We start from the raw sequence: 24,518 nt of genomic DNA, 5'->3' as shown, positions 1-24,518 counted from the left end.
TTATTAACTGACGAAGGCGGGGTCGGCAATGTTCATCTGCCCAGGAAGCACAACTATCTGTCCAGAACCTGTGGCAGATCAATTTATTTCAAAGCAAATGCAATTGCGATTCAGCTAAATGCGGGGAGTGCCAGCGTGACGGTTAAACGCCCGGTCTCAGCCAGTCTGGCTAAGGCTTTTTTCTATATTGTGCTGTTGTCTATTCTGTCCACCGGCAGCGCATTACTGACGCTGACCAGCAGTTTACGGGATGCCGAAGCGATCAATATCGCCGGTTCGCTACGAATGCAGAGCTATCGGCTGGGTTACGATCTGCAAAGCCGTAGCCCGCAGATTAATGCGCATCGTCAACTTTTCCAGCACGCGCTCAACTCGCCGGTACTGCAAAATCTCAACGCCTGGTATGTGCCGCAGGCGGTGAAAACTCGCTACGCGCGCCTGCACGCCAACTGGCTGGAGATGAATAGCCGCCTACAGGACGGCGACATTGCCTGGTATCAGATCAATATCAACAATTACGTCGATCAAATTGATCTCTTCGTTCTGGCGTTACAGCATTACGCCGAGCGTAAAGTCATGCTGGTCGTCGCCATATCGCTGGCGGGCGGTATCGGCATATTTACGCTGGTCTTTTTTACCCTACGGCGTATTCGCCAGCAGGTCGTTCGCCCGCTGAATCAACTGGTCACCGCCAGTCAGCGTATTGAACATGGTCAGTTCGCCCCGCTGCCGCTGGATACCAGCTTACCCAATGAGCTGGGATTATTGGCGAAAACGTTTAGTCAGATGTCGAGCGAGCTGCATAAACTTTACCGTTCGCTGGAAGCCTCGGTGGAAGAAAAAACGCACGATCTGCACGAAGCGCATCGCCGCCTGGAGGTGTTATACCAGTGCTCCCAGGCGCTGAATACCAGCCAAATCGATGTCCACTGTTTTCGCCATATTTTGCAAATTGTCCGTGAACATGACGCCGCCTGGTATCTGGAGTTAACCGTGGGCGATAACTGGCGGATTAGCGAAGGCACGCAAAGCCCCGACCTGCCGATGCAAATGCTGCCAGTGACGATGCAGGACACGGTCTATGGCGAACTCCACTGGCAAAGCCCCAACGTTAATGCCTCTACGCCGCTGCTGAACAGCGTCTCCACGATGCTGGGGCGTGGTTTGTACTTTAATCAGGCGCAAAAACACTTTCAGCAACTTTTGTTAATGGAAGAGCGCGCGACAATTGCCCGTGAGCTACACGATTCGCTGGCGCAGGTACTTTCTTATTTACGTATTCAGTTAACGCTTTTGAAGCGCGCCATTCCAGAAGATAACGCCGGCGCGCAAAGCATCATGGCGGATTTTTCCAGAGCGCTGAACGACGCCTACCGTCAGCTTCGCGAGCTACTCACCACGTTCCGTCTGACGTTACAGCAGGCCGATTTACCCTCCGCATTGCATGAGATGCTGGAAGATTTACAGAGTCAGACCCCAGCCAAACTCACGTTGGATTGCCGTTTACCCACGCTGGCACTGGATGCGCAAATGCAGGTGCATTTGTTGCAAATTGTGCGTGAAGCGGTCCTGAACGCCATTAAACACGCCAACGCGAGCGAAATCGCCGTGAGCTGCGTCACCGCGCCTGACGGCGATCATACTGTTTATATTCGCGATAATGGCATTGGTATCGGCGAACCGCATGAGCCTGCCGGACACTATGGTCTGAATATAATGCGTGAGCGCGCGGAGCGCCTTGGCGGCACGCTGAATTTTTCGCAACCCTCCGGCGGCGGCACACTGGTCAGTATCAGTTTTCGCTCCTCCAACAAGGAAGAGAGTCAGTTAACGTAAAGAACGGCAAATCGCCGGAAGGCCAGATGTCAGGCTTTCCGGCGTTGGCACAAAAAGTATGCTGTAAAAGCGCATGATAATTTACATTATCTCCTTTATTTCTCCACGTTTGGCTCGTAGCTTGCCGCTACAGTGAAGCAGTTCAAATCTATAACGATATGTAGAAACACGAGGTTCCCCTTTAATGGCGAATTTTTTTATCGATCGCCCCATTTTTGCCTGGGTGCTGGCTATCCTGTTGTGTCTGACAGGGGCGTTAGCCATTTTTTCTTTACCTGTTGAACAATATCCCGATCTGGCGCCGCCCAACGTACGTATTACCGCGAATTATCCGGGAGCGTCGGCGCAAACGCTGGAAAATACCGTAACCCAGGTTATTGAGCAGAATATGACGGGCCTCGATAATCTGATGTACATGTCATCACAAAGCAGCGGAACCGGACAGGCGACCATCACCCTGAGCTTTATTGCGGGAACCGATCCTGATGAGGCGGTTCAGCAGGTGCAAAACCAGTTACAGTCCGCGATGCGTAAACTGCCGCAGGCGGTACAGGATCAAGGCGTCACGGTACGCAAAACGGGCGATACCAATATTTTGACCATCGCTTTCGTCTCTACCGACGGTTCTATGGACAAGCAGGATATCGCCGACTACGTCGCCAGTAATATTCAGGACCCGCTCAGCCGCGTCAACGGCGTGGGCGATATTGACGCTTATGGTTCACAGTACTCTATGCGTATCTGGCTCGATCCGGCCAAATTGAATAGTTTTCAGATGACCACGAAAGACGTGACCGATGCAATTGAGTCGCAGAATGCGCAAATCGCCGTCGGGCAGCTTGGCGGTACGCCTTCGGTCGACAAGCAGGCGCTGAACGCCACCATTAATGCGCAGTCACTGCTGCAAACGCCGCAACAATTTCGCGATATCACCCTGCGCGTTAATCAGGACGGTTCCGAGGTCAAACTGGGCGATGTCGCCACCGTGGAGCTGGGGGCGGAAAAGTATGACTACCTCAGCCGTTTTAACGGCAATCCGGCTTCCGGTCTTGGGGTTAAGCTGGCTTCCGGCGCGAATGAAATGGCGACCGCGAAGCTGGTGCTGGATCGCCTCAACGAGCTGGCGCAGTACTTCCCTCACGGCCTGGAATACAAGATCGCGTATGAAACCACCTCCTTTGTTAAAGCCTCGATTATCGATGTGGTCAAAACGTTGCTGGAGGCTATCGCGCTGGTTTTCCTGGTGATGTACCTGTTCCTGCAAAACTTTCGCGCCACGCTGATTCCGACGATCGCCGTGCCGGTGGTATTAATGGGCACCTTCTCCGTGCTTTACGCGTTTGGCTACAGTATTAACACATTAACCATGTTCGCGATGGTGCTGGCGATCGGGCTCCTGGTCGACGATGCCATCGTGGTGGTGGAAAACGTCGAACGTATCATGAGCGAAGAAGGGCTCACGCCGCGTGAAGCGACGCGCAAATCCATGGGGCAGATCCAGGGGGCGCTGGTCGGTATTGCGATGGTGCTGTCTGCGGTATTCGTGCCGATGGCGTTCTTTGGCGGTACCACCGGGGCGATTTATCGTCAGTTTTCTATCACCATTGTCTCGGCAATGGTGCTGTCGGTGCTGGTCGCCATGATCCTGACGCCGGCGCTGTGCGCAACGTTATTAAAACCGTTGCACAAAGGCGAACAACACGGGCAACGCGGATTTTTCGGCTGGTTTAACCGTACTTTCAATCGTAATGCCGAACGTTATGAGAAAGGCGTAGCGAAAATTTTGCATCGCAGCCTGCGCTGGATTCTGATTTATGTTCTGTTGCTTGGCGGCATGGTGTTCCTGTTTCTGCGCCTCCCCACCTCCTTTCTGCCGCAAGAAGATCGGGGCATGTTCACTACGTCTATCCAGCTACCGAGCGGCTCTACGCAACAGCAGACCCTGAAAGTCGTTGAAAAGGTTGAAAACTATTACTTCACCCATGAGAAAGACAACATTATGTCGGTCTTCTCGACGGTAGGTTCCGGCCCTGGCGGGAATGGGCAAAACGTCGCGCGCATGTTTGTTCGCTTGAAAGACTGGGACGCGCGCGATCCCACCACCGGCTCCTCGTTCGCCATTATTGAGCGGGCGACAAAAGCGTTTAACCAGATTAAAGAAGCTCGCGTCTTCGCCAGCAGCCCGCCGGCAATTAGCGGTCTGGGCAGCTCCGCCGGTTTTGATATGGAATTACAGGATCACGCCGGAGCAGGCCATGACGCGCTGATGGCCGCACGAGATCAACTCATTGAGCTGGCCGGGAAAAACAGTTCCTTGACCCGCGTGCGCCACAACGGCCTGGACGACAGCCCGCAACTGCAAATTGATATTGACCAACGAAAAGCGCAGGCGCTGGGCGTATCGATTGACGATATCAACGACACCCTGCAAACAGCCTGGGGATCGAGCTACGTCAACGACTTTATGGACCGGGGCCGCGTGAAGAAGGTCTATGTTCAGGCCGCGGCGAAATATCGTATGTTGCCGGATGATATTAATCTTTGGTATGTCCGTAACAAAGACGGCGGCATGGTCCCCTTCTCCGCCTTCGCCACCTCGCGCTGGGAAACCGGATCGCCGCGTCTGGAACGCTATAACGGCTATTCGGCGGTAGAAATTGTCGGAGAGGCCGCGCCGGGGGTCAGTACCGGGACGGCGATGGATGTCATGGAGTCGTTGGTGCATCAGCTACCGGGCGGTTTTGGCCTGGAATGGACAGCCATGTCTTACCAGGAACGGCTCTCCGGCGCGCAGGCGCCTGCGCTGTACGCTATTTCGCTATTAGTCGTCTTCCTGTGTCTGGCGGCATTGTATGAAAGCTGGTCGGTGCCCTTCTCGGTGATGCTGGTTGTGCCGCTCGGCGTCATTGGCGCGCTACTCGCTACCTGGATGCGCGGGCTGGAAAACGATGTTTACTTCCAGGTGGGGCTGTTGACCGTTATCGGCCTCTCGGCGAAAAACGCGATTCTGATTGTGGAATTCGCTAACGAAATGAATCAGAAGGGACACGCGCTGTTAGACGCCACGCTGTACGCCAGCCGCCAGCGCCTGCGACCGATACTGATGACTTCGCTGGCGTTTATCTTTGGCGTATTGCCGATGGCCACCAGCACCGGGGCAGGCTCGGGTAGCCAACATGCTGTCGGAACCGGCGTGATGGGGGGAATGATCTCAGCAACCATTCTGGCTATCTTCTTTGTACCCCTGTTTTTCGTGCTGATACGTCGCCGCTTCCCGCTGAAGCCGCGCCCGGAATAAGCTCCCGGCCAGCCTGATACGAGGTGTCGGGCACAAAAAAGGCGACTTTCGTTGAGTCGCCTTTTCTTATCCCCTATGGGAGCGCGGTGCCTTCCAGGCATTTATTTACGAAGCATGACTTCGATAAAATCTTTCCAGTTCCCCAGTTCACGTTCAATCATAATAGCCTCTCTTATTATTATGGGTATTCTACGTAGTTAGCGGTATAGAGAGAAGTTCATTTAACCGATTGTTGCGATATCCTCTGGTTACGCTGTCTATGATATTACTATGGCGCTGTAGCCGTAAATTTTATGTGACTTACTGCAATATTTAGCAACATTAATACCTTTTCTACTACTTTATCAAATCGGGTTAAAAAACAATCAATTGCATGTGCGCAAAATAGGATTTGTCCCGCGAATTATAAACAAGCCACATTTGGAACGTTTTGGAATCATTATTCACATTCACTCAACAATGTTATATTGATTGCCGATCAGCGCTGGATAAATAACCATTAACAGCCACACTTATTATCCCGCAGACGATACTATTGATTATTTATTCGAATTTCGCGTTAAAGGATTCAATATGATTACCCTCTATGGCATTAAGAATTGCGACACGATCAAAAAAGCGCGCCGTTGGCTGGAGGAGCATGGCATTGATTATCGTTTTCACGATTACCGTGTGGATGGCATAGACCTCCCTCTTCTTAATACCTTTATTGCCGAACTCGGCTGGCAGCCTTTACTGAATACGCGCGGCACAACATGGCGCAAACTGGATGGAGGCGACCGCAGCGGGATTACCGATGCCGACTCCGCCGCTGCTCTCATGGTTGAACAGCCGGCAATCATCAAACGCCCATTGCTCTGCGCGCCCGGGAAGCCTATGCTGCTTGGTTTCAGTGAATCCCGTTATCAGCAGTTTTTTGATGAGGTGTAGTCTATGTCGTGCCCGGTTATTGAGCTGACACAGCAACTTATTCGTCGCCCCTCCCTGAGTCCGGATGACGCAGGCTGTCAGGCATTAATGATTGAACGCCTGCGTAAAATCGGTTTTACCATTGAGCATATGGATTTTGGCGACACGCAAAATTTTTGGGCATGGCGTGGGCGTGGCGAAACGCTGGCGTTCGCCGGGCATACTGACGTCGTACCGGCTGGCGATGTCGATCGCTGGATCAATCCGCCGTTTGAACCTACGATTCGCGACGGAATGTTGTTCGGTCGCGGCGCGGCGGATATGAAAGGTTCACTGGCGGCCATGGTGGTGGCTGCTGAACGTTTTGTTGCGCAGCATCCTCATCACCGGGGCCGTCTCGCATTTTTGATTACCTCTGATGAGGAAGCCAGCGCAAAAAATGGCACCGTAAAGGTGGTTGAAGCGCTGATGGCCCGTAACGAGCGGCTGGATTACTGTCTGGTCGGCGAACCTTCCAGTACTGAAATTGTGGGCGATGTCGTCAAAAACGGGCGTCGCGGTTCTCTCACCTGTAACCTCACTATTCATGGCGTTCAGGGGCACGTCGCCTATCCGCATCTGGCGGATAACCCTGTTCATCGCGCCGCGCCTTTTCTTAATGAACTGGTCGCTATCGAGTGGGATCGGGGCAATGACTTTTTCCCGGCCACCAGTATGCAGGTAGCCAATATCCAAGCAGGCACCGGCAGCAATAATGTCATTCCCGGTGAACTGTTCGTGCAGTTTAACTTCCGTTTCAGCACGGAACTGACCGATGAGATGATCAAAGAGCGGGTACATGCGCTGCTTGAGAAGCATCAGCTACGCTATACCGTAGACTGGTGGCTTTCCGGCCAGCCGTTCCTGACCGCACGCGGCAAGCTGGTGGACGCGGTGGTAAACGCCATTGAGCACTATAATGAAATTAAACCGCAATTACTGACGACGGGCGGTACGTCCGACGGACGTTTTATCGCCCGTATGGGAGCGCAGGTGGTAGAACTGGGGCCGGTGAACGCCACCATTCATAAAATTAATGAATGTGTGAATGCCGCCGATCTCCAGCTACTGGCCCGTATGTATCAACGTATTATGGAACAGCTCGTCGCCTGATGAGCGTTCCTGTAAGAGGAAATAAGCATGGACTGGCTGGCAAAATATTGGTGGATTCTGGTATTGGTGTTTCTGGTAGGCGTACTGCTGAATGTGATCAAAGATCTCAAACGCATCGACCATAAGAAATTCCTTGCCAATAAACCTGAGCTGCCCCCGCATCGCGATTTTAACGATAAGTGGGACGATGAAGAAGACTGGCCGAAGAAAGATCAGCCGAAAAAGTAACCGGATAACATGCCGGACAGGTATCGCTATCCGGCATGGTCCCCACCGCCGGGCATTACGTCGCGCAAACGCTGCGTTCGTCCGGCATCCAGCGCAATCAGCGCCTGCGCCGTCTGCACACGCTGCAACGCCAGCAGAGCTTTACGGCCTGAAATGCGTAGCCGGGCGCACAGTTCGGCATCGCTGGCTTTTTCTTCCAGCCGCCCTCTCAGCGCCGGTAATGGCAATGCGCTGTATTGCAGTAAACGATGCAGGCAACCTAACGATGTCAGTAGCGGGCGGTGCGCGAACGCAAAACCGACCAGCTCACGCCAGTCTTCATCATTAAGCGCCTGTTCATCTAACGCCGCCAGCGGTATCGCCTCGCCGTTCCACTGCGTCAGGATATCCGCATCGCGGCGCAAACGTCGGTGTTCCTGCTGCGCCAGCCGTTTTCCCGCGTCGCTCAGCGGCAATAACGCCATCGCCGTATAGCAACCGCTGCTCGCCTCCCGATGGTTGCCCATCCGTACCAGTACAAAGCCGCAGCGTTGCCAGAAACGCCACAGCTCCGGCGTATAGCCGAAGCTGACGGAAAGATAATCACACTGCGCCGCCTGCATGCACGCGCAGGCAATCAACTGCTGACCGATGCCTTCGCGCTGGCGGGCGGGGTGCACCGCGATACGGCTTACGCGACGCCCGACCAGCGTGGCGGCTAAAGGGTCGCTACCGTGCGCCGCCAGCGACTGCGCCACCAGATTTCCACGCGGACGCCGGAAACCGGCCCATACAGCCTGACTGAGTTCTGCGGATAGCCCGCCCTCTTCGACCAGCCAGAGGGCGCCCGCCACACGGTTATTCGCCGTAGCCTGCAAAAAATGCTGCCCTGGCGCATCCATCATTCGGCGCAGATCCAGCGGCGAAGTACGATAGTGCGCCCCCGACAGTAACTGATACACAGCCCTCGGCAACGCGGGCGTCTCCCCCCAGGCCTGTTGGTAAAACGCCGAGATTGCTATCGCGCCATGTGGCGCCTGCGCAAACGCTTCATCGTCGAATATCAGCGCCTCGCTGACGATATTTTCCAGCGGGCATTCTGGCGCCCAGCGGACAGGCTGACGAAGCGTGAAGCGGTGAAGCTGCGGAAAACGGGCGCAAAACTTAAGTAAAAAACCGCGTCCGGTGCCTTCGTAGCCCTGAACGGTGGTGGTGAGTAGTATGCGGGGAAAGCGCGAAACCAGTTGCAGCAGCAGCGGCGAGGGGATTGCCGCCGCCTCGTCAACTACCAGCCAGTCGGCTCTTGCCCCGCTCGCCAGCAACGCATCCGGCGCCATAAAGCAGAACCGCTCACCGGCAAACGCTGCCAGGATATCCGTTGCCGTTTTCGCCGGTGCGGTCACGATAGCCGTGCCCGCCATCCGGGAGATGAATTGCCCGGCCAGCGCCGATTTGCCGCGCCCACGGGGGGCAATCACCGTCGCCACGCCGGGCGGCATTTCACGTAAACGCGATAAGATAGCCGCCTGCTCCGGCTGCGGCTCGCCGGTGGCGGGTCGCCAGCGTTCACGGGAAGGATAAGATGGCCAGCAAAACGGCTGGCGCTGTCGCCAAAGCAGCGTTTGCGGATCGCGGGAGAGAGTCCGTTTAAGATGCTGTGCAAACTGCGGTGTGGGGATAGGCTGCGCGCAGTCGCTCCAGCGCAGTGAATCGGTATCAGGCCTGCTTTCCCACGTCTCATACGGCGGCATCAGCAGAAGCAGCCAGCTTCCGGCCTGCAAGGTCCCGCTCAGGGCGGCAAACGCTGCGGCGTCAAAGCCCTGCCAGGCATCAAATATCGCATGACGAAATTCACGGCCCAGCAGCGTTTGTAACGCCTGTGGCGTACAGCGCGGCTGCGCGGGCGCGTCAGGCGCAACCCACAGCCAGTCACCGGGCAGCGCAGCGCGTATCGCCTCGGCCCGCTCCCGGCACCACGCCGCATCGCCGCTGATGACCAGTAAACGGCGAATGCCTTCCTGTGTCATTTGCGACGTTAACGCCTGTAGCGCATCGATATCAGACATCCCTGCCCCGGTTTATCAAAAGTTTTTGCCAAACGTATTACATTGCGCCGGGTCACCGCTGTCAAATCCACGCTTAAACCAGCTGTAGCGCTGTTCTGAGGTGCCGTGGGTAAAACTATCCGGCACGACGCGCCCCTGCCCCTGCTGCTGTAAGCGATCGTCGCCGATAGCCTGTGCGGCATTGAGCGCCTCTTCCAGATCGCCCGCCTCCAGTACGCCTTGCTGCTGCATACTGTGTCCCCACACGCCGGCAAAGCAATCCGCCTGTAGCTCCATGCGCACCGAAAGGCGATTCACCTCCGTTTGCGACGCGTTTTGCTGTAACTGGCGTACTTTCGGCTCAATACCTAACAGTTTTTGTACGTGGTGGCCGACTTCGTGGGCGATGACATAACCCTGGGCAAAATCACCGTCCGCGCCCAGCTTATTTTTCATATCATCGTAAAATGAGAGATCGATATAGACGGTGCCGTCCGCCGGGCAGTAAAACGGCCCCATCACGGACTGACCCGCACCACAGCCGGTGCGCGTCATACCACGGTACATCACCAGTTTTGGCTGCTGATAGCCGCGCCCCATTTTTTGAAAGAGTTGCCCCCAGGTATCTTCGGTCGTCGCCAGAATCACCGAGGTAAATTTTGCCGCTTCATCATCATTGGGGCTTATCGAACGCGTCGACTGCTGCTGCGAAATCGGCTGACCGGTCAACAGACCGGTTAAATCCACCCCATAGTACCCCGCGACCAACACCACCACCAACAGAATGATGCCGCCTTTTCCGCGCGGAAGACGAAAGCCAGGGCCACCCAGAGAGGGGCCGCCTGGCCGATTACGTCTGTCCTCTACATTGTTACTTTCACGACGCCCTTGCCAGCGCATAATCACCTCATTCTCTCTTTGTTATACAGATGATCGTAGGCGGTCAGGCGCAGGATTACCACAGGTAAACGCTATCAGAATGAGGAAAGGATGATACCGGAGAGCGGTTGCCCCCCGGTCAGAAGCGGAATTAATCTAATTTCACGCCCAGGCGATGCGCGACGGCTTCATAGGCTTCAATCAGACCGCCCAGACTCTGGCGGAAGCGGTCTTTGTCCATTTTGTCCAGCGTCTCTTTATCCCACAGGCGGCTACCGTCCGGCGAAAACTCATCGCCCAGCACCACTTCGCCTTTATACAGGCCAAACTCCAGTTTGAAATCCACCAGGATAAGGCCCGCGTCATCAAACAGTTTTTTCAGTACGTCGTTGGCTTTGTAGGTTAGCTCTTTCATACGCGCCAGATTTTCCTGACTTACCCAACCGAACGTTTCACAGTAGGAACTATTCACCATCGGGTCGTGCAGCGCGTCGTTTTTCAGGAACAGATCGAATATCGGCGGGTTAAGCTCCATGCCTTCTTCCACGCCCAAACGCTTGACCAGCGACCCAGCCGCACGGTTGCGCACCACACATTCAACCGGCACCATCTCCAGCTTCTTCACCAGACACTCGGTATCAGACAGCAAACGTTCCATCTGGGTCGGGATGCCCGCCTCGGCCAGTTTGGTCATAATGAAATGGTTGAATTTGTTATTTACCATGCCTTTGCGATCAAACTGTTCAATGCGCGCGCCATCCCCTGCTGACGTATCATTGCGGAATTCGAGCACCAACAGGTCCGGGTTTTCCGTGCTGTATACGGTTTTCGCTTTACCACGATACAACTCAGCTTGCTTTTGCATCTTTAACACTCCTGGGTGTGAATTAACGATAAGTATTCATTTCCTGCTACGCCTGCCGGAGACGTCGGCCTGTAATTGTGGTGCGAAATAGCGGTTAAATCGCGTTTTTGTACCAACGCACACGTTTGCGTATCTTATCAGAAAAAAGGGCCGGATTACTCCAGCCCTGTTAAATTACTTGTTGAACGCTGCCTGGAAGACGGCAACCAGCGCGTCGTTCTGGCTTTGCGTCAGAGTATGCCCCTTAGGATCGATAAACTGCAAGCTGCTGCGGTTATCTAAATCGCCGACCTGCAATTTATAGTCTCCGGATGCCAGGCCCGGGTCGCTAGCGCCCAGATCCCGCCAGTCGCTGTCAGACAACGGTTTGTACGTTACCGCCATGCTGCCCTGAGAGCGAGTGCTGTCGGTGACTTTCATGCCCACTTTTTCCAACGCGGCCGGGAGGCGTTGCCACACGAGGTTGAACGGACCGCGAACGACCAGCATAGGTAAACCGGTATCATCAGCGGCGCTCTGCACATCCATCGTTGCGGCGGAACGGTTCTGCGCGGCATTTGCCGCATCCGTAGCGGTCTTATCCAGACCGGCGGAAATGACGTTCATCATTTCCGTGCTATAGCGCTGCAGCGACGCCGCGTCAGCGACCGGCTTGCCAGCCTGTTCCAGATTAACCAGTTTTACCGTTACCGCCTGCTGATAGCCCTGCGGCTTCACCGAGATTTGATAACGTCCGCGATACTGTTCGTCTTCATCCAGGCGGTTCCAGTTCACCCAATCGGTCGTCAGGGTCTGGCTGGCATCGTCACGTTTTTCAATCGGATAATTTTTCGCCTGAATCACGCTGACGACTTGCGGCCACAGCGTGCTGCTACGACCATTTTCCACCAATAGCGTAGCGGTATCGCCAGAGAACTGGGTACGCGCGCCGCTCACTAACGCTAACGGCTGCGCCGGCGGACGGATATCCAACGCCTTACCAACCGCGCCGCTCCCCTTCGTGACCGGAATAACGTAGTCGCCGGTCGTTATCGGCAGGATCATTCCTGCCGGGGCGTGAAGTTCAGCAAGCGGCGCGGCATCCAGATAGGATTCATCGCCGCTTACCTGGCGCTTGTAGCGCGAATCGGAACTACAGGCAGCGAGCAGCAAAACAAGCGAAACACCCGCAACCTTCGCCAGGCGCGACTTTTGTACTGAGTAAGCCATCAAATCTCCCTAAACTTTACAGCAGGCCAGCATGCTGAAGCGCTGCTTTGACGATGTCACGACCATGGTCCGTGATAGGCGTCATTGGCAGGCGCAGCGTGTCGGTCGCCACAAGACCCAATGCCTTACATGCCCATTTCACCGGGATAGGATTGGGTTCGACAAATAGTTTGTTGTGTAACGGCATCAGACGCTGGTTGATAGCGCGCGCCTCGGCAAATTGCCCTTCCGCCGCCAGTCTGCACATGTCAGCCATCTCGCGCGCCGCTACGTTAGCCGTAACGGAAATCACGCCATGACCACCCAGTTGCATAAAGTCCAGCGCAGACGCGTCATCGCCGCTAAGCAGAATAAAATCGTCTGAAACCAGCTCTTTGATCTGGTGAACGCGGGTTAAGTTCCCTGTCGCCTCTTTGATAGCGATAATATTTTTTATTTCCGCCAGACGACCCACGGTTTCCGGCAGCATATCGCAACCGGTACGGGACGGCACATTATACAGAATTTGCGGCAAGTCAGTGTGTTCCGCGATGGCTTTGAAATGCTGGAACAAACCTTCCTGCGTGGGGCGATTGTAGTACGGCGTTACCGTCAGGCAGCCAACAATGCCGCTATCGTTAAAACGCTGCGTCAGGCTAATCGCTTCCGCGGTCGCGTTTGCGCCCGTGCCGGCGATAACCGGAATACGTCCGTCAGCCAGTTCCAGCGTCATCATCACGACATCGCCATGTTCATCATGGCTTAGCGTGGCAGACTCGCCGGTGGTGCCAACCGAAACAATCGCCGAGGTACCGTTGGCGACATGATAATCAATGAGTTTTTTCAGGCAAGGCCTACTGACGTTACCTTTCTCATCCATCGGCGTAACAAGCGCGACAATACTTCCCGTGAACATGGGCCATCCTCTGTGCAAACAAGTCCCTCAATGGTACGTTTGGTATGGCAATAAAAGCAAGCGACCAAAGCCGTTCTGATTGTTGTATGCAGGTTTTTTTTATGGTTTCCTTAAGATTACCTCACCGCTCAAAGGAATAACTGGTTTGACACCGTCATCACAACACTATTTGGTTATCACTGCGCTGGGCGCCGACAGGCCCGGTATTGTGAATACCATTACTCGCCATGTCAGCAGTTGCGGCTGTAATATCGAAGACAGCCGACTGGCGATGCTGGGCGATGAATTCACGTTTATTATGCTGTTGTCCGGCACGTGGAACGCGATTACCTTGATTGAATCGACATTGCCGTTAAAAGGCGCGGAGCTGGATCTGCTGATTGTGATGAAACGGACGTCCGACCGCCACCGCCCGGCAATGCCCGCGACGGTATGGGTTCAGGTTGAGGTCGCCGACTCCCCGCATTTAATTGAGCGATTCACCGCGCTGTTTAATAGTCATGAAATGAATATTGCGGAGCTGGTCTCCCGCACACAGCCGGCTGAAGGTGATAAAGCTGCGCAATTATTTATTCAAATCACCGCACATAGCCCGGCGTCGCAAAATTCCGCAAATATTGAGCAAGCCTTTAAAGCACTATGTACAGAACTCAATGCGCAAGGCAGTATAAACGTCGTCAATTACTCACAACATGATGAACAGGATGGAGTTAAGTAATGAATCCACTGAAAGCCGGTGATATCGCACCGAAATTTAGCTTGCCGGATCAAGACGGGGAACAAGTAAATTTGACCGACTTCCAGGGACAGCGCGTTCTGGTTTATTTCTACCCAAAAGCCATGACACCCGGCTGTACCGTGCAGGCCTGCGGCTTACGCGATAACATGGACGAGCTCAAAAAAGCAGGCGTGGACGTGCTGGGCATCAGCACCGATAAACCTGAAAAACTCTCCCGTTTCGCTGAAAAAGAGCTGCTGAACTTTACCCTTTTGTCCGATGAAAACCATCAGGTGTGTGAACAGTTCGGCGTCTGGGGCGAAAAGTCGTTTATGGGCAAAACGTATGACGGCATTCACCGCATCAGCTTTTTGATTGACGCTGATGGTAAGATTGAACACGTCTTTAATGATTTTAAAACCAGCAATCACCATGATGTGGTGCTGAACTGGCTGAAAGAAAACGCGTAAAAGCCTCAGGCCGCGCTAATGTGCGGCCTGGAAAGGGAATGTGCCGTCAGGCTTGCCGCGCCAGACGCCATATCGCCGCCACATTGCGCGCCGACAGGCTCAGGTTATATTCCGCCTCGTGTAAGGCTTCCGGCAGCGTAACGATATGCGACAAAATCGACAGCGCCGCATCGATACCCTGCTGATACACAACGTGATGATCGTGTTGCAGCCCACCGGCGAGCGCGATAACCGGTTTATGATACCGCTTCGCCACTCTGGCGACGCCAATCGGCGTCTTGCCGCAAATACTTTGGCTGTCCAGCCGCCCTTCTCCGGTAATCACCAGATCGGCATCTTTAACCGCCTGCTCAAGCTGTAGCGTTTCCACAACAATCTCTACGCCGGCGCGTAATTCCGCATTGAGCAATCCTAAAAGCGCGGCGCCCATTCCACCTGCCGCACCCGCGCCGGGAGCGTTAATCACCTCACGTCCCGTAGCCTGATAAATATGTCGGCCCCAGTTTTCCAGCGCCGCGTCCAGGGTGTTCACCATTTCCGCTGTCGCCCCTTTTTGTGGGCCAAAAATGGCCGATGCGCCCTGGGGACCACACAACGGATTGTTGACATCGCACGCCACGGTTATCGATACCTTACGCAGCAATGGGTGACAACCGGACAGATCGATAGAGGCCAGCGCCGCCAGCGCCTCGCCGCCCGGAGAAAGCGAGCGCCCCTGTTTATCGCGCAATATAACGCCAAGCGCCTGCATCATCCCCGCGCCGCCGTCATTCGTCGCGCTGCCGCCAATTCCCAGAATAATACGCTTTACGCCACGCTCCAGCGCCGCGACGATTAACTCGCCGGTGCCGTAGCTGGTGGTATTAAGCGGGTTGCGCAATTCAGGCGAAACGTGATGCAGCCCAGATGCCGCCGCCATTTCAATCACGGCGGTATCGCTATCGCCCAGCATTCCCCAGCGCGCGGTCACCGGTTGCCCAAGCGGGCCTTGTACCCACTGGTCGACATAACGCCCGCCGCTGGCCTCCACCATTGATTGTACGGTTCCTTCCCCGCCATCCGCCATGGGCACTTTAACGTAGTCGGCGTTAGGATAAATTTCGCGGAACCCCTTTTCTATCGCCTCAGCGACCGCCATTGCGGACAAACTTTCTTTAAATGAATCAGGAGCAATAACAATTTTCATAGGGATTATCCTGCAAAACCAAAGAAACCGAACATCAGAGTAGAAATAAAGGTAATGGCTAACCCCACCAGCGTTTCATACGGCATTAGCTTTAAACGTTCATGAATTTGCATATTGACGCTGCCGCCCGTCGCGTGGAAAAAGCTGCCGTGCGGCAGATGGTCCAGCACCGTGGCGCCCGCATGGATCATAGCGGCTCCCGCTAGGGCGGAAACGCCAAGTTCAAGTAACGTGGGAGAGAAAACGCCGGACGCCACCGCCGTTCCCGCCGTGGTTGAGGCCGTCGCCATTGACATCATGGCGCCAGACACGGGCGCCAGCAGCCAGGACGGCAATCCCGAAGCGGTGAGGCCATGAATCAGGACATCTTTAAGTTCGGAATTAGCGATAATGCCGGCCAGCGTACCGGTTCCCAGCAACATAATAGCGACAGGCGCCATACGCATCAGACCAGCGACCATGTACTGGTTACAGTGGCGCGCGCGTCCCATCAACAGCAGACCGACCAATCCCCCTACGGGCAGGGCAATTAACGGGTCAATGGAAATGCCGGCAAACGGACGGAGAGAAAGCAGGAAAATAGCGACCAGCGGCGCGCTAATCGCCACCAGAAAACCGGGTCTGGCGACGGAGTCATCATGGTGAGTCACTTCATGATCGGCGACGCCCGCGCCTTTATTATTCAGCCGTTTCGCTAACAGATAGGCGATAATAAGCCCAACGATGCCCGGAACCACGCCCGCCAGCATAATAGAGGTAAGAGGAACATGAAACGCATCGGAGGCGGCAATAGCGTTCGGGTTAGGTGACATCACGTTACCCGCTTTGCCGCCGCCAACCATCGCCAGCAGAATAGCGCTTTTTGACAGGCCTGCATTACGCGCAATCGACAGCGCAATCGGCGCGACGGTAATCACCGCCACATCAATAAATACGCCGACGGCAGTCAAACATAGTGTGGCAATGGCTAATGCCAATAATGCCCGGGTTTCCCCCACTTTGCGGACAATCGTCTCAGCAATCGTATTCGCCGCCCCGGACTCAATTAATACGCCCGCCAGTACGCCTGCGGCCAGAATACGCAATACGGCATTAACGATGCCCTGCGCGCCTGACACCATCAACGACACGGTTTGCAGAAGATCGGCGCCGCCAATCAAACCGCCGACCAGCGCGCCCGCCATCATGCCGTAGGCTGGCGACACTTTTCTTAAAATTAATACGATGGCCACAACCAATGCGGCAATGGCTCCCAGGGTGGATATCGACGTCATATACTGCGCCTCCTTTAACATGGAGCGCGCAGTATGGAAAAACCCGCCTAAAAATCCGCTGGAGCTTTCAACAAATTTCGATTCGACCAGGCAGCGGTAACTTGTCGGACAGTACAGATTCGGCCTGGAGCTCCATACCGATATAAAGCCAAAGCGTACTTTTTAACTCGTTGATTTTTATGTGTGTAATATCCTCACAGCGCTGTAAGCGATAGCGCAATGTATTCACATGAATATGCAATGCTTTGGCTGTTTGCGTCAGGTCACAATTATGTTCAAACCAGGTCCGCAGCGTCTGTTGCAATACGCCTTTCGCGTCATGTTGCGCCAGTTGCAGCCACAGACGCGATAGCTCCTGCACTTGCCAACTTTCAGACAGCCCGCTTAGCAGCGCGGGAAGCGCATGGTCATGATAAAAAATGTACTGGCTGCGCAGCTTTTGTCTTTTCGCCATCGCCTGCGTGGCTCTCGCAGTGAGCAAAGATCGGTGCAATCCCGTCTCGCCGGCAAAATAACCCCCAACCAAAATACGGCTAAAGCCCGATGATGCAGCCCATGATTTAAAAATCTGCAATTCGCCCATTTCCTGGCGGGTATTCCACTTTCCCTCTTTTAACGTGATAGGCTTAATAATGATTAATTCATTAAATTCGGTAAACGTCACCAAATGGTTGCGCGCGTGATTCTCGAAATAATCCATTACATTGCGCAGCGCTTCGCGATCCGGCTGGGAAAGTTCAATAATCAGCACCACTCTGGGAACCGCCAGATCAATGCCCAGATAGGCCGCCATGGAGCGCAACGACTCTGTTGAATTTTCTCGCAAAATCAATTGGTTGATCAGCTCTTCGCGATAGCGTTTATCCCACTGTCGCTGTTCGATCAGCACCATATGCTCGATCACCAGCTCCGCCGCCATTTTAACCAGCTCGGCATACGCGCGAACCTCCTCCGGCTCGCCGGTAATGCCGACCACGCCGATAAGCTGTTCATGAAAAGAGATGGGAAGATTAATGCCGGATCGCACGCCTTTTAGCTGATTGGCGGTAGCGGAATCAATTTCTACAATACGGTTTTCCTTCAGCGCCAGAATGGCCCCTTCGTGACGCTGGCGAAGCCGCGAAGGTTCGCCAGACGCGATAATGACGCCATGTTCATCCATGACGTTTACCGAGTAAGGAATAATTTTCATGGCTCGCTGTACAATTTGCCGCGCGGTATACCCTTTCAAGTAATGTTTTCTCAACACACTCATTCCCTGTTTCGTTATCGCTTTACATTAAAAAAGCAATCTCGCATCAATGATGTCACTTATTAACGAATTTCTCAGAAGAATGCTTAGGTTAAGTCACCAAATTTTGGCGGCTTTACAGCGAGAATTTTGTAGGTTCCGACAATAAAAATGCCGCAACACGGCGCGGCATTAAAAAAAGAGCGGCTTTCTAAGCGCTTGTCCCTCATCAGGCGTGCGCAAAATGGCGGCAGGGCACTATGATGTCGTTCACGCTTTACAACTTTTGTACAGACCGCTCAGGATGAGGCATCTGTCACCTGACCATCCGGCCAGGCATGGACAACGGCTTTAATCAGCGTCGCCAATGGAATGGCGAAAAACACTCCCCAGAAACCCCACAGACCGCCGAAAATCACCACTGACAGAATAATCACCAGCGGATGCAAATTCACCGCTTCGGAGAAAAGTACCGGTACCAGCAGATTGCCATCCAGCGCCTGAATAATGAGATAAACGGCAAAACAGCTCCAGAATTCCGTCCCCAGACCAAACTGAAACAGCGCGACGCCCACCACCGGAATTGTCACCACAAAGGCGCCGATATAGGGGATCAGGACCGAAAAGCCCACCAGTACCGCCAACAGTAGCGAATAATTGAGGCCAAACAGCAAAAAGCCCAGCCAGGTCGCCACGCCCACCACCACCATCTCCAGCACTTTTCCGCGGATATAGTTGGTGATCTGCTGATTCATCTCATTCCACACCTGCCCCGCCAGCCCGCGATTACGCGGCAGCACGCGGCGCACGGCATTCAGCATCTGCTCTTTATCTTTTACCAGGAAAAAGACCATCAGCGGCACCAGAACCAGATATACCGCCAGCGTCAGTAGCCCGACTAACGAAGCCAGCGAATACTTCACCACCGAATCGCCCATGTTAAGCATCCGGGTACGCATGTTTTCCGCCATCGCATCAATAATGCCCGCATCCATCAGCGCCGGATAGCGTCGCGGCAAGGTCGCGGCAAAATCGGACAGTTTATTCAGCATACCGGGCATATCACGAATCAGGTAAATACCCTGCTGCCAGGCAATCGGCATCACCACAAACGCCATTAATAACAGAATGCCGACAAAGAGGATAAGGACAATGGAGGCTGCCCAGCGCCGGGAACAGCCAATCGCCTGCAGGCGCGCCGTCGGCCACTCCAGCAGGTAGGCCAGTACGATTGCGACCAGCAGCGGCGCTAACAGGCCGCTAAAGAAAAAGAGGATGCTAAAACCAGCCACCAGAATGACCAGCAAGGCAATCGCCTCCGGGTCGCTGAAGCGACGGCGATACCATTGCATTAACATTTCGAGCATAAAACCCTTCCCAGAACTCAACTGCGGGATTGTGATGCCGAATTGTATCGAAATGTCACAAAAAAGACTTCGCTTTTTATCGTTGATTCAGGAAACTAAAATAGTGAGTCTGTGCTCATCACAGTTACACTTATGAAGTGTCGGAGCGTGGAACGATATTTCACGACGTTGGTCAAAGGGCTATCTCAAAACAACAGGATAGAGGTTATGTTCAGGCAGTTGAAAAAAAACCTGGTGGCAACCCTCATTGCAGCATTGGCTCTCGGTCAGGTCGCGCCCGCATTTGCCGACCCTGCCGACACGCTGCCCGATATGGGAACCTCGGCAGGAAGCACGCTTTCTATCGGACAAGAGATGCAAATGGGCGACTTTTATGTGCGCCAGCTACGCGGCAGCGCGCCGTTAATCAACGATCCGCTGCTGGTGCAATACATTAACGCGCTGGGTATGCGTCTGGTCTCGCACGCCGACTCCGTCAAAACGCCCTTCCATTTTTTCTTGATCAATAATGACGAAATCAACGCGTTCGCGTTCTTTGGCGGCAATGTGGTGCTGCACTCGGCGCTTTTTCGCTACGCGGATAACGAAAGCCAGCTAGCTTCAGTCATGGCGCATGAAATCTCCCACGTGACGCAGCGCCATCTGGCGCGCGCGATGGAAGATCAAAAGCGCAGCGCGCCGCTTACCTGGGTGGGCGCGCTGGGTTCCATTTTGCTGGCCATGGCTAGCCCACAGGCCGGTATGGCTGCGCTAACCGGTACTCTGGCGGGAACGCGCCAGGGAATGATAAGTTTCACCCAGCAAAATGAGCAAGAAGCCGACCGTATTGGTATTCAGGTACTGCAACGCGCCGGATTTGACCCACAGGCGATGCCCTCTTTCCTCGAAAAACTGCTCGACCAGGCGCGTTACTCCACGCGTCCGCCTGAAATTTTGCTCACTCACCCCTTACCGGAAAGCCGCCTTGCGGATGCCCGCAACCGTGCCAACCAGATGCGCCCGGTCGTGGTGCAATCTTCCGCCGACTTTTATCTCGCCAAAGCGCGCGCCCTGGGAATGTACAATTCCGGACGTAACCAGCTTACCAGCGACCTGCTGGATCAGTGGTCTAAAGGCAACGTGCGTCAGCAACATGCGGCGCAATATGGCCGGGCGTTGCAGGCGATGGAAGCGAGCAAGTACGATGAAGCGCGCAAAACGTTGCAGCCGTTGTTAAGCGCGGAACCGAACAATGCCTGGTATCTTGACCTCGCCACCGATATTGACCTGGGGCAGAAAAGAGCCAACGACGCGATTAATCGCCTGAAAAATGCCCGCGATCTGCGCGTTAATCCTGTGCTGCAGTTAAACCTCGCCAATGCGTACCTCCAGGGAGGCCAGCCAAAAGCGGCGGAAACCATTCTGAATCGCTACACCTTTAGCCATAAAGATGACGGTAACGGCTGGGATCTGCTTGCTCAGGCCGAAGCCGCGCTGAACAACCGCGATCAGGAGCTGGCGGCGCGCGCTGAAAGTTATGCGCTGGCGGGACGACTGGATCAGGCAATTTCACTGCTCAGTAGCGCCAGCGCCCAGGCAAAACTGGGTAGCCAGCAACAGGCGCGTTACGATGCGCGTATCGACCAGTTGCGCCAGTTACAGGAACGCTTCAAGCCATACACGAAAATGTAATCGCCGTTTATTAGCCGGATGGCGTCACAAGGAGAACTCATGACCGACACGATTAAAATCTACCATAACCCGCGCTGTTCGAAGAGCCGCGACACGCTGAACCTGCTGAAATCTAACGGCGTGGAACCGGAAGTGGTGCTTTATCTGGATACGCCCGCTGACGCCGCCACCGTGCGAGAACTGCTGCGTATGTTGGGCATGTCCAGCGCGCGCGAACTGATGCGCCAAAAAGAAGATCTCTATAAAACGCTTCATCTGGCGGATAGCCAGCTGAGTGAAGAGGCGTTAATCCAGGCGCTGGTTGAACACCCTAAACTGATGGAGCGCCCCATTGTGGTGGCAAATGGTCAGGCGCGCATTGGCCGACCGCCTGAGCAGGTGCTGGACATCCTCGGTTAACCGTTGAACGCCGCCGTCGCGGCGTATTACAGTTTCAGGATCTCTTTGACAAACGGGATCGTCAGTTTTCGCTGGGCAGTGATCGACGCATGATCGAGCTGATCCAGCGTCATAAACAGCGTGCGCATTTCGCGATCAAGACGTTTGAGTAAAAACCGCCCGACATCTTCCGGCAGTTCAAACCCCCGTAACCGGGCGCGCAACTGTAGCGCCTGAAGTTTGTCTTCATCGGAAAGAGGCTGGAGTTTATAGATTTGCCCCCAGTCCAGACGGGAAGCGAGATCGGGCAAGCCCAGATTTAACTGTCTTGGCGGACGATCGCCGGTGATCAATAACCGCGTCTTACCGGACTCCAGAATGCGGTTATAGAGATCAAAGATCGCCATCTCCCACAGTTCATCGCCAGCGACACATTCAATGTTATCAATACACACCAGCGAGAGGTGTTCCATACCGTCGAGCACTTCCGGCACGAACCAGGTACGTTTATCGAGCGGGACGTAGCCTACCGCATCTCCACGCTGCGACAGTTCAGCGCAGGCGGCGTGCAGCAAATGGCTGCGGCCCGCGCCTTCACGCGCCCAAAGGTAGATATATCCACTATGTTCCTGGCGCAACACGTTTTGTAACGCGGCCAGTAGAGAGGCGTTATCCCCCGGCCAGAAACTTGCGAAAGTTTCGTCGTCAGGAAGATAAAGTGGCAAAGAGAGCTGTGCCGGTGTGTTCAGAGATACCTCAACCCAGGATGACATAAAATCGCGCTGAGTTTACCACATAATTCCCTTGAGATAGAACCGGGCAGCATCGCTGCCCGGCAACCCGTTACTGATGCGGAGACTCCGCATCATTTGCCTCCAGTACCACTTCTTCCGGACGCAACAGGCTAATCAGTTTAAAAATCAGGCTCAGGCAAATCCCGACGATGGTCGCCAGCGCCATCCCTTTCAATTCTGCCGCGCCGATATGCACTTTCGCGCCGCTCACGCCGATGATCAAAATCACCGAGGTGAGGATCAGGTTTTGCGCTTTGTTGTAATCGACTTTCGATTCGATCAAGACGCGAATCCCCGACGCGCCGATAACGCCGTACAACAGCAGTGAGACGCCGCCCATCACGGGTAACGGGATAATCTGAATCGCCGCCGCCAGTTTGCCGACGCAGGAAAGCAGAATGGCGAAAATCGCCGCGCCGCCGATAACCCAGGTACTGTAAACGCGGGTGATCGCCATGACGCCAATATTTTCCCCATAGGTGGTATTCGGCGTGGAGCCGAAGAAACCGGAGACGATCGTCGACAGTCCGTTAGCGAACATCGAGCGGTGCAAACCGGGATCGCGCACCAGATCTTTTTTGACGATATTCGCCGTCACCACCAGATGACCGACATGCTCGGCGATCACGACCAACGCCGCGGGCAGAATCGTCAGGATCGCGAACCATTCAAAACGCGGCGTATAGAAGGTCGGCAGCGCAAACCAGTGTGCCTGGGCAATGGGCGTGGTATCGACCACTCCCAGCGCGAATGACAGCGCATAGCCTGCCAGCACGCCGATCAAAATCGGAATGATCGCCAGGAAACCGCGAAACAGTACGGAGCCGAACACCGTCACCGCCAGCGTGACCATGGAGATGATAATTGTTTTCGTGTCCGGCGACTGCCCTTGCGCAGGCAGCAATCCGGCCATCCCCGCCGCGACGCCAGCCAGCTCCAGACCGATGACGGCAACGATTGCGCCCATTGCCGCAGGCGGGAACATCACATCCAGCCAGCCGGTGCCCGCTTTTTTAACGATGAAAGAAACCAGACAGAACAACACGCCGCACATAATAAAACCGCCCAGCGCCACTTCATAACCCAGCGGCAACAGCAGTAGTACCGGGGAAATAAAGGCAAAGCTCGATCCGAGGTAGGCCGGAATTTTACCTTTGCAGATAAAGAGATACAGCAGCGTTCCGATACCGTTAAACAGCAGCACCGTCGCGGGGTTGATATGAAACAGAACTGGCACCAGCACGGTCGCGCCAAACATGGCGAAAAGGTGCTGTAAACTAAGCGGGATTGTCTGTAAAAGCGGCGGTCTTTCACTCACCCCGATAGCACGGCGCGTCATAGTGTTTTCCTCTAAGTGTGTTTGTTATGAGTTGTTTTATTCAAAAAAAAGCCGACTCTTAAAGTCGGCTTTTAATTATTTATTCACTTACTTGGTACCAAAAATCTTATCGCCGGCATCGCCAAGCCCCGGAATAATGTATCCGTGCTCGTTAAGCCCCTGATCGATAGAGGCGGTGTACAGTTCAACGTCCGGGTGCGCTTTTTCCAGCGCCGCAATGCCTTCCGGCGCGGCGACCAGTACCAGCACCTTAATGCTGCTACAGCCTGCTTTTTTCAGCAGGTCGATGGTCGCGATGACAGAACCGCCGGTCGCCAGCATCGGGTCGACGATCAGCGCCATGCGCTCATCAATGTTCGATACCAGTTTCTGGAAATAAGGTACTGGCTCAAGCGTCTCTTCGTTACGGTACATCCCGACTACGCTGATACGCGCGCTCGGTACATTTTCCAGAACGCCTTCCATCATGCCCAGACCCGCCCGCAGAATCGGCACAACGGTAATTTTTTTACCTTTGATCTGGTCGATTTCCACCGGGCCATTCCAGCCTTCGATGGTGACTTTTTCCGTTTCCAGGTCGGCTGTCGCTTCATACGTCAGCAGGCTGCCTACTTCTGAGGCGAGTTCACGAAAGCGTTTAGTGCTAATGTCGTTTTCACGCATCAGACCCAGCTTGTGTTTGACGAGTGGGTGTTTGACTTCCACGATCTTCATACTCTTCTCCTATCCTCAGATGACTGGCAACCACAAAAAAAATCGCCGGATTATACCGCTTTTCCTCTCTGACGCAACACA

Annotated in this window: 22 protein-coding genes; 9 read left to right on the top strand and 13 right to left on the bottom strand. The window is 54.4% G+C overall.

Features of this window, described 5'->3' with window-relative positions:
• Window positions 1-135: 135 nt before the first annotated feature.
• Both narQ and acrD read left to right on the top strand, forming a co-directional pair.
• Window positions 136-1,836 carry a nitrate/nitrite two-component system sensor histidine kinase NarQ gene (gene narQ, locus ACLJPE_RS17500; protein WP_000216809.1) on the top strand — a complete coding sequence of 567 codons (1,701 nt, stop codon included), beginning with the start codon at window positions 136-138 and terminating at the stop codon, window positions 1,834-1,836.
• A 184-nt stretch (window positions 1,837-2,020) separates the two neighbouring features.
• A complete protein-coding gene (gene acrD / locus ACLJPE_RS17495) occupies window positions 2,021-5,134 on the top strand; it encodes a multidrug efflux RND transporter permease AcrD (RefSeq protein ID WP_001263076.1) in 3,114 nt (1,037 codons plus the stop codon).
• 101 nt (window positions 5,135-5,235) lie between these two features.
• On the opposite strand, the gene ypfM is transcribed toward acrD, so the two are convergent.
• Window positions 5,236-5,295, bottom strand: a complete 60-nt coding sequence (gene ypfM, locus ACLJPE_RS17490) for a protein YpfM (RefSeq protein WP_001386977.1) — start codon at window positions 5,293-5,295, stop codon at window positions 5,236-5,238.
• A 412-nt stretch (window positions 5,296-5,707) separates the two neighbouring features.
• On the opposite strand from ypfM, the gene ACLJPE_RS17485 reads away from it, so the two are divergent.
• From ACLJPE_RS17485 to ACLJPE_RS17475, 3 genes are read left to right on the top strand one after another with little or no spacing between them, the layout of a single operon-like run.
• Entirely contained in the window at window positions 5,708-6,064 is a 357-nt protein-coding gene (locus tag ACLJPE_RS17485) for an ArsC family reductase (RefSeq protein ID WP_000631927.1), read from the top strand.
• A 3-nt stretch (window positions 6,065-6,067) separates the two neighbouring features.
• Window positions 6,068-7,195: a succinyl-diaminopimelate desuccinylase gene (gene dapE / locus ACLJPE_RS17480; RefSeq protein ID WP_001277825.1), complete on the top strand. Its 1,128-nt coding sequence runs from the start codon at window positions 6,068-6,070 to the stop codon at window positions 7,193-7,195.
• A gap of 27 nt (window positions 7,196-7,222) precedes the next feature.
• On the top strand, window positions 7,223-7,423 hold the full coding sequence (locus tag ACLJPE_RS17475; protein WP_000383842.1) for a YpfN family protein: 201 nt from the start codon (window positions 7,223-7,225) through the stop codon (window positions 7,421-7,423).
• Window positions 7,424-7,449: 26 nt separating this feature from the next.
• Here the strand turns inward: ACLJPE_RS17475 and tmcA are convergent, their stop codons facing one another.
• From tmcA to dapA, 5 genes are all read right to left on the bottom strand, one after another.
• Window positions 7,450-9,468: a tRNA cytosine(34) acetyltransferase TmcA gene (gene tmcA, locus ACLJPE_RS17470; RefSeq protein ID WP_001279825.1), complete on the bottom strand. Its 2,019-nt coding sequence runs from the start codon at window positions 9,466-9,468 to the stop codon at window positions 7,450-7,452.
• A 15-nt stretch (window positions 9,469-9,483) separates the two neighbouring features.
• Window positions 9,484-10,347: a neutral zinc metallopeptidase gene (locus tag ACLJPE_RS17465; RefSeq protein WP_001267519.1), complete on the bottom strand. Its 864-nt coding sequence runs from the start codon at window positions 10,345-10,347 to the stop codon at window positions 9,484-9,486.
• Between the two features lie 130 nt (window positions 10,348-10,477).
• On the bottom strand, window positions 10,478-11,191 hold the full coding sequence (gene purC, locus ACLJPE_RS17460; protein WP_001171630.1) for a phosphoribosylaminoimidazolesuccinocarboxamide synthase: 714 nt from the start codon (window positions 11,189-11,191) through the stop codon (window positions 10,478-10,480).
• A 174-nt stretch (window positions 11,192-11,365) separates the two neighbouring features.
• The gene (gene bamC, locus ACLJPE_RS17455; RefSeq protein WP_000331877.1) at window positions 11,366-12,400 is read right to left on the bottom strand and encodes an outer membrane protein assembly factor BamC; all 1,035 of its coding nucleotides are present in this window, start codon (window positions 12,398-12,400) and stop codon (window positions 11,366-11,368) included.
• A 16-nt stretch (window positions 12,401-12,416) separates the two neighbouring features.
• Entirely contained in the window at window positions 12,417-13,295 is an 879-nt protein-coding gene (gene dapA / locus ACLJPE_RS17450) for a 4-hydroxy-tetrahydrodipicolinate synthase (RefSeq protein ID WP_000494015.1), read from the bottom strand.
• Between the two features lie 145 nt (window positions 13,296-13,440).
• Between dapA and ACLJPE_RS17445 the strand changes: the two genes are divergently transcribed.
• Together ACLJPE_RS17445 and bcp are read left to right on the top strand one after the other, a co-directional pair.
• Window positions 13,441-14,013, top strand: a complete 573-nt coding sequence (locus ACLJPE_RS17445) for a glycine cleavage system transcriptional repressor (RefSeq protein WP_031602052.1) — start codon at window positions 13,441-13,443, stop codon at window positions 14,011-14,013.
• Complete coding sequence (gene bcp / locus ACLJPE_RS17440) at window positions 14,013-14,483, top strand: thioredoxin-dependent thiol peroxidase (protein ID WP_001068686.1); 471 nt, start codon at window positions 14,013-14,015, stop codon at window positions 14,481-14,483. Before ACLJPE_RS17445 ends, bcp begins: the two co-directional genes overlap by 1 nt.
• Window positions 14,484-14,529: 46 nt before the next feature.
• Here the strand turns inward: bcp and ACLJPE_RS17435 are convergent, their stop codons facing one another.
• From ACLJPE_RS17435 to ACLJPE_RS17420, 4 genes are all read right to left on the bottom strand, one after another.
• Window positions 14,530-15,669, bottom strand: coding sequence for a glycerate kinase (locus ACLJPE_RS17435; RefSeq protein ID WP_031602051.1), 1,140 nt, complete (start codon window positions 15,667-15,669; stop codon window positions 14,530-14,532).
• Window positions 15,670-15,674: 5 nt separating this feature from the next.
• Window positions 15,675-16,943, bottom strand: coding sequence for a GntP family permease (locus tag ACLJPE_RS17430; protein ID WP_000200859.1), 1,269 nt, complete (start codon window positions 16,941-16,943; stop codon window positions 15,675-15,677).
• A gap of 67 nt (window positions 16,944-17,010) precedes the next feature.
• Entirely contained in the window at window positions 17,011-18,198 is a 1,188-nt protein-coding gene (locus ACLJPE_RS17425; RefSeq protein ID WP_031602049.1) for a sugar diacid recognition domain-containing protein, read from the bottom strand.
• A gap of 275 nt (window positions 18,199-18,473) precedes the next feature.
• Window positions 18,474-19,541, bottom strand: coding sequence for an AI-2E family transporter (locus ACLJPE_RS17420; RefSeq protein ID WP_000892056.1), 1,068 nt, complete (start codon window positions 19,539-19,541; stop codon window positions 18,474-18,476).
• A 207-nt stretch (window positions 19,542-19,748) separates the two neighbouring features.
• On the opposite strand from ACLJPE_RS17420, the gene bepA reads away from it, so the two are divergent.
• Window positions 19,749-21,212, top strand: coding sequence for a beta-barrel assembly-enhancing protease (gene bepA / locus ACLJPE_RS17415; protein WP_000489631.1), 1,464 nt, complete (start codon window positions 19,749-19,751; stop codon window positions 21,210-21,212).
• A gap of 39 nt (window positions 21,213-21,251) precedes the next feature.
• Entirely contained in the window at window positions 21,252-21,611 is a 360-nt protein-coding gene (arsC, locus tag ACLJPE_RS17410; RefSeq protein WP_000132650.1) for an arsenate reductase (glutaredoxin), read from the top strand.
• A 26-nt stretch (window positions 21,612-21,637) separates the two neighbouring features.
• Here arsC and ACLJPE_RS17405 read toward each other — a convergent pair whose 3' ends face one another.
• The 3 genes from ACLJPE_RS17405 to upp form a co-directional block, all read right to left on the bottom strand.
• Window positions 21,638-22,339 carry a DnaA inactivator Hda gene (locus ACLJPE_RS17405; protein ID WP_061835882.1) on the bottom strand — a complete coding sequence of 234 codons (702 nt, stop codon included), beginning with the start codon at window positions 22,337-22,339 and terminating at the stop codon, window positions 21,638-21,640.
• A 94-nt stretch (window positions 22,340-22,433) separates the two neighbouring features.
• A complete protein-coding gene (gene uraA, locus ACLJPE_RS17400; RefSeq protein WP_000198344.1) occupies window positions 22,434-23,723 on the bottom strand; it encodes a uracil permease in 1,290 nt (429 codons plus the stop codon).
• A gap of 87 nt (window positions 23,724-23,810) precedes the next feature.
• A complete protein-coding gene (gene upp, locus ACLJPE_RS17395; protein ID WP_000706208.1) occupies window positions 23,811-24,437 on the bottom strand; it encodes a uracil phosphoribosyltransferase in 627 nt (208 codons plus the stop codon).
• Window positions 24,438-24,518: the final 81 nt, after the last annotated feature.

This window comes from Salmonella sp. SAL04196 (assembly GCF_046550835.1).
GTDB classification, from domain to species: Bacteria; Pseudomonadota; Gammaproteobacteria; order Enterobacterales; family Enterobacteriaceae; genus Salmonella; species Salmonella enterica.
Note: the sequence above shows the minus strand (reverse complement) of the source record. Positions and strands in the feature narration are given on the sequence as shown.